Origin of the sequence: Ruegeria sp. HKCCE3926 (genome assembly GCF_017872515.1) — a bacterium.
Lineage (GTDB): Bacteria > Pseudomonadota > Alphaproteobacteria > Rhodobacterales > Rhodobacteraceae > Ruegeria.
This window is the reverse complement of the sequence record NZ_JAEDOU010000014.1, coordinates 26,213-34,916: the sequence shown is the minus strand read 5'-3', so window position 1 is coordinate 34,916 and position 8,704 is coordinate 26,213. Positions and strand designations below refer to the sequence as shown.

Below are 8,704 nucleotides of genomic sequence, written 5' to 3'. Positions count from 1 at the left end.
CACGGATCGCCAAGCACTCCCGGCTGTACTCATCGATGACGTTGAGCGTGCGGAATGCCTTTCCGTCATCCGTTCGACAATGCACGAAGTCATAGCTCCAGACATGGTTTCGATGCTCCGGCCGCAGCCGAACACACGATCCATCATTTAACCAGAGCCGCCCCTTCTTTGGTTGTTTCATTGGCACTTTCAGCCCCTCCCGACGCCAAAGCCTTTCGACACGCTTGTCATTCACCTGCCAGCCCGCATCTCTCAGCAAAGCCGCGATCCGGCGATAACCGTAGCGGCCATACTGGCGGGTCAATTCTATCATGTCCGCCACCAGGCGCTTCTCGTCAGCTCGACCTTTCGGCAGCTTTCGCTGTGTGGATCGGTGCTGTTTCAGGACGCGACACGCCCGGCGTTCTGAGACACGCAGTTTGTGGCGCACATGGTTGATGCAGGCACGGCGACGGGCGGGGCTCAGTAGTTTCCCGTGGACGCCTCCGTCAGGATCAGTTTGTCCAGGGTAAGATCCGAGACGGCCTTTCGAAGACGCTCATTCTCTTTTTGAAGGCGCTTGAGTTCCTTCAATTGATCCGTACCCATTCCGCCGTACTTCTTCTTCCAGCGATAATAGGTCTGTTCAACAACACCAATCTGCCGGATCGCATCACAAATGACGTCCTTGGCGTAGTCCTCCACTGACAAATCTGATCGGCGCGCCAAGGACTGCAGTTCAGCGAAAACTACGTCTGGAATGTCGGGAAGTTCGAGATCGGCCATATCACGTCCCTCGCATCACACAGGTTTTTGCACGTCTATGCGATACCAAAGCGATGCCGTTCGGAATTTGGCAAACGGCGACCGGTTGTCGGATCGAACAACTTCCCGGTTTCGGTATACATAATTCTAGCTTGTTCGTTGATTTCTCCGACGCTACCCGGGAGTGGTTTTGACCCGTCTTCCTTGCGTAACTTCGCGGGCTCTCCACGCACCGGTACCTCAAAGAGAGTTCCATCTTTGCGGATCGCCCAGCCATAGAATGAAAGCTGCGCATTCAGTTTGGAAAGCGCGAGGTGGCGTCTGAGCTTTGAACCGAGGCCCGCGCCGGGAATGCCGTTGGCCTCAGCCAGGCGCGATCTGGCAATCCCGCTCATCTGCGCAAACTGTTCTGAGTCGGCTTTGATCTTACCGTCAGGGTACGCATCGAACATGTGAACATCCTCAATAAAACCTTCCCCACCAAAAAGATACGATAAGTCCGTAGACGATTAAACATCTTTCTTGCCGTTTGAGAGGATGAAAAATCGGTTCACAGCAGTTGATTTCGGGAACAACCTGAGATCGGCCCGCAAGGCGCAAGGCTACTCGCAGGAGAGCTTTGCCCATGCGGTGGATCTGGACCGTACATATATTGGTGGAATTGAGCGCGGGGAGAGAAATCCCGGTCTCAAAACCGTCATCAGAATAGCCGACGCTCTGCATCTTGATGTCGCGGACCTCTTCCGGCTGAAGGATTAAGCCGCGCCTTCCCCGAGCCGACATATCTACACCGGCTTCCAAGCGTAAATCAGCTGCTACCATACTCCTCTTTCTCGGCACGTCTCGTGGTCTCGGAAGCAGCGCTGCGCGGCAGTCCATTGTGATGGTCGTTGACGCTCACAACGTTTCGAAAAGATGCCCCCCGCAGCACATTTCCCTCCTCCGGAAACGTCCGTTTCACCCGTTAAGTTATTAGCAGAATTGAGAATTAACTCTTGGGGCTCTAACGTAAGTTAATAATCAAAACTAACTGAGAAAATTCAACGTTATCAATGCGATCAGGGCTTCTTAGCTCTTGATTGTCCAACGGAGATGCTCCTAGAATCGGGGATGTTGGAACGTTCGTTTCGACATCAATGGAAACGTTAGTTCCTGCCAAAGACCGCGAAACATGGATGCCAACAAAATGCGCCAGCAGATTGTGAAACTGCATCTCGGGATGGCTCAGACCACAATCACCGAGCTCGCAGAGAGCATCGGGTATAGTCGTTCGGCGGTGTCGAATGTGCTTGCCGGACGCAGGCGATCGGCGGAGATCGAAGCAGCCGTAGCCGAGCGCACGGGATTTCGTGTCGAAGACCTGTGGCCAGTGGCTGCCTCTGGAAAGAAGGGGGATTTGAAACGATGATCTAGAAAATAGAAAAGCCCCGAGAGCGGACTCTCAGGGGCCTTCAGGTCGATTGGTACCCGACAAGCGGAAGGTCTCTCGAATCCCCTCAAAAGTCAAGTCTGGCGGCCGGGTCTTTTGACCCGATGGGTCGTGCTCGGCCGCTTTCCACAATCCGACAAGAGGAAATTGTGTGGTTCACTCTGATCATATTGGTCAGGGAATGATCCCACACAACATCAGAGCACATGGAAAAAGAAATCTTCCAAGCCCCGCTGGACAGCCGTTCAACGTGTATTCTGTCTGAGCGTTCGCGCTGGCGTACATATGTCGAAACAGGTGGGTTCCGCCCGTATGGGGGTGAAAGCCAGAAGGTCGTATTTGACAGCCTTCGTGAATTTGATGCCTTCACCACGACGTCAGCGCTGTATCCTGTGGCTGACATGGTCGAGCAGCCGCCTGCCATTGAATACATCGATGCCGATGGTCGTAAGCGTAGCAAAAGAGTGGATCAACTTTATACCTTCGCTGATGGGAGCAAGTATGCTGCCGAGATCAAACCGGCAGAACGCGCCCGGGCCCAGAACCTTGAGGAGCAGCTGGCTTATGTCGCGGCAGCGATGCCCGATGACTTTGCGGACAATCTGGTACTGATCACTGAGGAAAACTACGACCAGTGGGAGGCGCTGAATGCACGGCGGTTGTTTGCATACAGGCGTGGGGATGATCCTGAGGCGGCTGCAATAATTGCAGATCTTGCGGCTGAGATCGATCTGCCGGTCACGATCAGCGAGCTGATTGTAAGGGCCGATATTGGCGGAAGGGCCTGGCCGGAAATCTTCAAAGCGATCTATGCCGGTGTCCTGCACCCGATACAAGACGGGGTTATTGATCTCGACATGCTGGTCGAGGGAGGCGTGGTATGACTGATATCATTCGTCTTGAGCCCTATTCACAGATCCAGCAGGGAGGTGTGCCATCTCTCCTGGTAGATCAGGGTCCTTTAGGTGTGACCGTCAGCCGTGAGGTCGGAGGCGAGATCGCCTTTGATGAACTGACCTATGATGAGATCAACGAGGGCCTCAAAACCGGTCACATTACCATTCATGATGGCTATCACAGTGAAGAGGCCGCCCGGAAACGTGTGCAGTTCGCGGATCAGATCGTCACCCATCTGCCTGCAAAACAGCGCTCAACGGTCTTCTTCCGTCAAGCCTGGTGCGATCTTTTTCTGGATGCTGAAGCACGCGGAGAGATCGGCCGCTACTGGAAAGATGTGGAGATCTGGATTCGGAGTGTGGCGCAGGAAATCACGGTGCAGATTCCACAGCCTGATAAGGATACCGGGAAGCGCAAATATGGAGGAAAGAAGCGGTCAAGCAACGAGATTGCCCCGCCAGGCTCCTCGAGCCTTCTGCGTTGGGTGCGTGCCTATCAAGCCGGAAACCGCTCTATTCTCACGCTCATTGATAAACGCTATCTGGCGGGGCGGACGAAGGTCAAATTTGGTCCGGAGAGTGCGGCCCTGCTTCGCAAATGTGCGGATCGATATGCAAGCTTCAAACGGCCGTCGAAAAAGAGTGTCATTCGCCAGACCAAACGGGCCTTCCGACTGGCGAATGCGTATCGAGTCGATCGCGGCCTGCCGCCTTTGGCCATTCCCGCAGAAAGTACAATCTACAGGGAGATATGTCGCCTTGAGCCCTATCATGTGATGTGCCAGCGCCAGGGGCTGGAAGCGGCCAACAGGCACTTTGCAATCATCGGTGAGGGTCTGAACGTCTTGCGTCCCGGAGAGCGGCTGGAAATCGATGAGTGGAAGGTTGATCTGATTACCTTCTTTGCTGAAGCCGGCGTCTTTGGTCATCTGACAGAGGAGCAGATCAAAGCATTGCCGAAAGGGCGACGATGGATCTATGTCGTGATTGATGTCCGAACGCGACTGATCCTCTCGGTGAAGGTTTGCGCGACGCCGAACACAGAAGATGCGATTGCAGCACTGGACCTGGCAACGCGGGATAAAGCGGATCTTGCCCGTCTTTTCGGCTGTGCGCTTCCGGAATGGCCAGGCACCGGTTTTGAAACTGTTGCCTCGGATCAGGGGGCGGCCTTTGCGAACTTTGATTTCCGGGGCGCCGTGACGGATCTGCGGGGAACGGTCATGTTTCCGCCTGCAGGTGTTCCCAAGCTCCGTGGACATATTGAGCGCTGTTTCAGGACCTTCGGCGTGGAGCTGATGGAGTGTCTGAGTGCACGCACCTATTCAAACATCGTTGAAAAAGGTGACTTTGTGCCTGAGGACTATGCTGCGCTTGCCGATGACGAGTTGACTCGGATTCTGGTCCGCTTTGTTGTCGATGTCTACAATAACAAGCCGCACGGGGGCATCGGCGGGCAGACACCGCTGAATTGCTGGCGGGAATTGTGTTCGACCGTTGGCAAGCCCCGCCCTCCGAGCCGGATTGAGCGCCTTGGCGCATTCGGTCGGAAGTATACCCGGAGTATTTCCGGGCGCGGGGTCCGGTTCGCGGGCATCTTCTACACCAGCGAGTTGGTCCGGCACCATTTCCTGGCCAGTCCTGATCTCGAGGTTGAGATCCGGGTGGATCATCAGGACCTCGGTATGATTGAGGTCAATCTCGATGGTGTCTGGGTTGTTGCCCGCCCTCTGGCAAAAGGGTTTGATGGTCTGTCGCTTGATCTCTGGACCGAGGCTTGTACCAATCTGCGCCGCCGTTTTGAGGCGGAAGCAGAACTCACGCAGGATATCATTGATCAGGCCTTCGCGGATTTTTCTGAAGAAGATCGCGCAGCCTCTCAACGGCTCGGCCTTTCAGCGCTTGCGCCGACGAAAGCCGATGTTGAGCGCAATCGGAAGCATCTCTGGCTTGGACTGGATGTCGTGGCGGGCATCACCCCCACGGTTTCTAGGAAAAAAAGAGGTCTCCTTGATGGTGTGATCGCCAGGGCGGAGGTGGCGCTACCACAGCTGCCGGAGATCACTCCTAAGGAGGATGACGCGGAGAAGACCATGCCGATCTCAAGCCCGCGCTGGCGTATGGAGGACGGGCAATGACACATATGTCCCGTGAGGAGGTCAGCCACATCGTGGCTGACCTTGAACACCGCTTTATCGCCCATGATCCTTACCTGGAACTCCGGGATCAGATCGATGACATTCTCTACCGACGCAAAGCGCATACAGCTGCTGGCAGGGTGACAGCGCAGCGCGGCATTGTTGTCATTGGCAATGCCGGCGCCGGTAAGAGTTTTGGCATCGAACACCTCCTGCTGAAACACCCTCATCTGGCTTATGGGAAACCATTTAATCAGGCTTTGACAGTTCGCTTGGCGTCAGAAGCCACGATCAAAGGTGTCGGTCGCGATACCATCGAGGCATATGGATATGAGAGCAAGGGATCGCGGACAGGCCATTCGATCTGGCGGCAGGTGATGCGTTATGCCCGCTCCCATAAGACGCTTTTTCTGCATTTTGACGAAGCGCAGCATATCCTGAGGACCAAGTCGAAATCTGAATTTGATCAGGTGATGCTGGTCTGGAAATCCTGTCTGGAGTACGCGGAATGGCCGGTCAGCCTGATCCTCAGTGGCACCTGTGAACTCCTGGAGCTGATCAACCGGGATGAACAGCTCAGCCGGCGGTTTGAGCCCGTGCATTTTGCACCCATGAGCTATGCCGCCCATGGGCATGAGGTGATGGGAGTGCTGGGTGCCTATCTCGATGCGGCAAAACTGTCGCGCGGCAAAACGCTTGAGAAATCGGCATTTGCGCGACGACTGCTGCATGCGGCCCGCTACGAGTTCGGGTCGAAAATTGGGCTGATCATATCGGCTATCAAATTGGCATTGCGCAATGGGAACCAAACCCTTGAACAAAGTCACTTCGCGGGGGCCTATCGGAAACAGAAGCGCTGTGTTGATGCATTGAACCCATTCATTGCTGAGAATTTCCGCTCCATTAAGACGGGTCAACTTCTCAACGGAGCGGAGCTGGAGATAGCGCCAGCAATCGAGAGAGGGGCTGCATAATGCAGGTATTGCCGATCCTCGTACCTTTGATGCCGGGGGAGACCCCGGCATCCTTCGCATCCCGGCTTGCCTGGGCCAATGGACTTTCCTTTGCCTCGGAGTTCTGCACCGATCAGGGCTTTACGCTTCAGGCCATCGCTGACGGCGATGAACGGGCCCTTTCGATCCTTGCCCGGCTCGGCGGAGTGGAACTTGCTCAACTGATGCGTGGTGTTGTTTGCAAAGTGTCGACCGGACAGTACCGGCTGGCGGGGCAGCTTGTTGAGAAACGCTGGATCACGCGCAGGCGTCTGCGGTTCTGTCCGGAATGTGTTGCGGATGATGTTACTACAGACACCGCCGGTGGTGCGGCACAGCGATGCGCCTGGCATGTGCCTTCAATCCGAACATGCCACCGCCATCAGGTCGGGCTGTATGACGACGAAAGCTATTCGCACAGCCGTGGTCCCCATGATTTTGCCGGGCGAATCCGCGATCTCAATCTGGGGGCAGATCAGTTAAGAGAGTTGGGGGTATCGCAGGTCTCAACCGGTCTGGAAGAATATCTCACCCGCCGGTTGGCGGGTGAACAACAGGGCGCATGCCTCGATTATATCGGGTTCGGTTCGGTTGCACTTGGCGCTGAGATCTTCGGTGTTGTCGATCTGTTCGGTATCGATGCAAAGCTGAAGCATTTATCCGACGCGGAAAAGCGTCGTGCAGGTGCGCAGGGTTTTGAACTCCTGTCCGAAGGCGAGAAAGGGGTGTTTCACCTGCTGCGGCGATTGCATCGTGAGGCCGGTTCTCCCATATCACTTTCGCGTAGAAACTTCGGCTGCCTGTTCAGCTGGCTTGAGCAGTCTCATGCAGAGCAATACGAGCCGTTGCGAGATCTTGTCAGAAAGTTCTTCGTCGAAACTTATCCTATTGGAAAAGGCGAGCTGGTGCTTGGCAAACCCTGTGCAGCCCGTCGTGTCCACAGTGTTGAAACCTTGCGGCGGGATCTGGGGTTGGGGCGTCGTCAGACAGTCGAATTGCTTGGTGCAAACGGGTTTCTACGACCGGACCCTCAGGCAGGCAGCTCTGCGAAAGGTGTTGTCCTCGATGCACAGGCATTGGCACCACTGGTCAAAAGTTTTGCCGGGGCGATCTGTCAGGTGGCGGCTCAGAAAAAGATCAATGCACCGAGGGCGCGGTTTGGTGCTCTGGTTGCAGGTGGGATCATCAGAACCATCGCGGGCTCCCCTGTCGGGCGACCATACTACGATGAAGGGCAACTCGATGCGTTTCTCGCCAGTATCGCCCCACACACAACGGTTGCAAAAGCGGATGGGCTGGTCGGTATTCAATCCGTTTGTCGCAAAGCCGTTGCTGGCGCGGTTGATGTGGTGCGACTGATCCAGAGCGGCGAGCTGAAGACTGTTGTCAGGAATGTCGAACAAGATGGATATCTGTCGGTGCTCCTGGATCCGGCGGAAGTCGCTGAGGCGTTGTGCCTGATCAGACCGGATGGATATCTTCGTTCCACGCTCGCGTCTTTTCTTGGTGTCAACGCATCCGCCCTCCGTCATCTGGTGGACACAGGCCATTTGAAACTGGTTCGGGCGCGTCATCCAGTGTCCCGGAAGTCGGTGCAGGTCGTGCCCTATGACGTCGTCGATCAGTTTGTTGAGCGCTATGTTCCTGCAAAGCACTATGCTGAGTTTCTGGGGGGCAGCACCCGGAAAGTCGGCGACCAGCTCATAGAGGAGCGGGTTCCTTTTATCCAATTGCCGGAAGAGTGTGGTGGACGCATATTCAGGCGGAGTGATGTGCTCTTCGGCATGGAAGAGCTGGCCAATCGCCTGCCGCTCTCGCATGATGAAATTGCCTGGCCGGAGTTGTGAAGGTTTTGAGATGAGCAGAGAAAGTAAATTCCTGAGTCTGGTGCTTCGGCACAAACCTGAAGAGATCGGTCTTCAGCTGGACAAGCACGGGTGGGTTCGTGTTGATGATTTGCTGCGGAAGCTGAAGAAAGCCAATCGCAAGCTAAGCCGCGACGAACTCACTCAGCTTGTCGAGAGCAACGATAAGATACGCTTCACTCTGTCTGATGACGGTCAGCGCATTAGGGCAGCCCAAGGACACTCAATTGATGTGGATCTGGGCCTGGAACCTCAACGCCCACCGGATGAGCTGTATCACGGCACGGCCAGCGCAAATTTGGATGCGATATTTTCCGAGGGGTTGAACCCCGGACGCCGTAAGCAAGTCCACCTTTCGCTTGATCCCGATACAGCTGAACGCGTCGGGCAACGACACGGAAAGCCGGTTGTTCTGCGTGTCGAGGCACAACGCATGTTCGAGGACGGTTTTGAGTTTTTCCGCGCCGACAACGGTGTTTGGCTAACTGACAAAGTGCCAACGACCTATTTGGGATTTGGCAGGATCGCTGAGAAGTACAAGAGCACATGACAAACAGAAATCCGTAAAACTGTTTGTCAGTTCGCCTGCATGTATTGCCTTGCCAGCTTCATGGGACGTTTCGTGGGTGAGAGCAACGAC

8 protein-coding genes and 1 pseudogene are annotated in these 8,704 nt (G+C 55.3%); 6 read left to right on the top strand and 3 right to left on the bottom strand.

Going from position 1 to position 8,704, the window contains the following annotated elements; all coding sequences use genetic code 11:
• The 3 genes and pseudogenes from I9184_RS20410 to I9184_RS21175 all read right to left on the bottom strand — a co-directional run.
• Positions 1 to 654: pseudogene (locus I9184_RS20410) on the bottom strand (IS3 family transposase); the annotation flags it as partial.
• A gap of 146 nt (positions 655 to 800) precedes the next feature.
• Positions 801 to 1,196, bottom strand: a complete 396-nt coding sequence (locus I9184_RS20405; protein WP_209835578.1) for a hypothetical protein — start codon at positions 1,194 to 1,196, stop codon at positions 801 to 803.
• A 10-nt stretch (positions 1,197 to 1,206) separates the two neighbouring features.
• The gene (locus I9184_RS21175; RefSeq protein ID WP_348539558.1) at positions 1,207 to 1,566 is read right to left on the bottom strand and encodes a hypothetical protein; all 360 of its coding nucleotides are present in this window, start codon (positions 1,564 to 1,566) and stop codon (positions 1,207 to 1,209) included.
• 349 nt (positions 1,567 to 1,915) lie between these two features.
• Here I9184_RS21175 and I9184_RS20395 point away from each other — a divergent pair, with 349 nt between their 5' ends.
• From I9184_RS20395 to I9184_RS20370, 6 genes are all read left to right on the top strand, one after another.
• Positions 1,916 to 2,152 (top strand): helix-turn-helix domain-containing protein, encoded by a 237-nt coding sequence (locus I9184_RS20395; protein ID WP_209835576.1) that lies wholly within the window; start codon positions 1,916 to 1,918, stop codon positions 2,150 to 2,152.
• 227 nt (positions 2,153 to 2,379) lie between these two features.
• Entirely contained in the window at positions 2,380 to 3,057 is a 678-nt protein-coding gene (locus tag I9184_RS20390) for a hypothetical protein (protein ID WP_209835575.1), read from the top strand.
• Entirely contained in the window at positions 3,054 to 5,207 is a 2,154-nt protein-coding gene (locus I9184_RS20385) for a Mu transposase C-terminal domain-containing protein (protein ID WP_209835574.1), read from the top strand. The genes I9184_RS20390 and I9184_RS20385 overlap by 4 nt, the downstream gene beginning before the upstream one ends.
• Complete coding sequence (locus I9184_RS20380; RefSeq protein ID WP_209835573.1) at positions 5,204 to 6,181, top strand: TniB family NTP-binding protein; 978 nt, start codon at positions 5,204 to 5,206, stop codon at positions 6,179 to 6,181. Before I9184_RS20385 ends, I9184_RS20380 begins: the two co-directional genes overlap by 4 nt.
• On the top strand, positions 6,181 to 8,046 hold the full coding sequence (locus tag I9184_RS20375; protein ID WP_209835572.1) for a TniQ family protein: 1,866 nt from the start codon (positions 6,181 to 6,183) through the stop codon (positions 8,044 to 8,046). Before I9184_RS20380 ends, I9184_RS20375 begins: the two co-directional genes overlap by 1 nt.
• Entirely contained in the window at positions 8,018 to 8,614 is a 597-nt protein-coding gene (locus tag I9184_RS20370; RefSeq protein WP_245218234.1) for an RNA 2'-phosphotransferase, read from the top strand. The genes I9184_RS20375 and I9184_RS20370 overlap by 29 nt, the downstream gene beginning before the upstream one ends.
• The last annotated feature ends 90 nt before the right edge of the window (positions 8,615 to 8,704 follow it).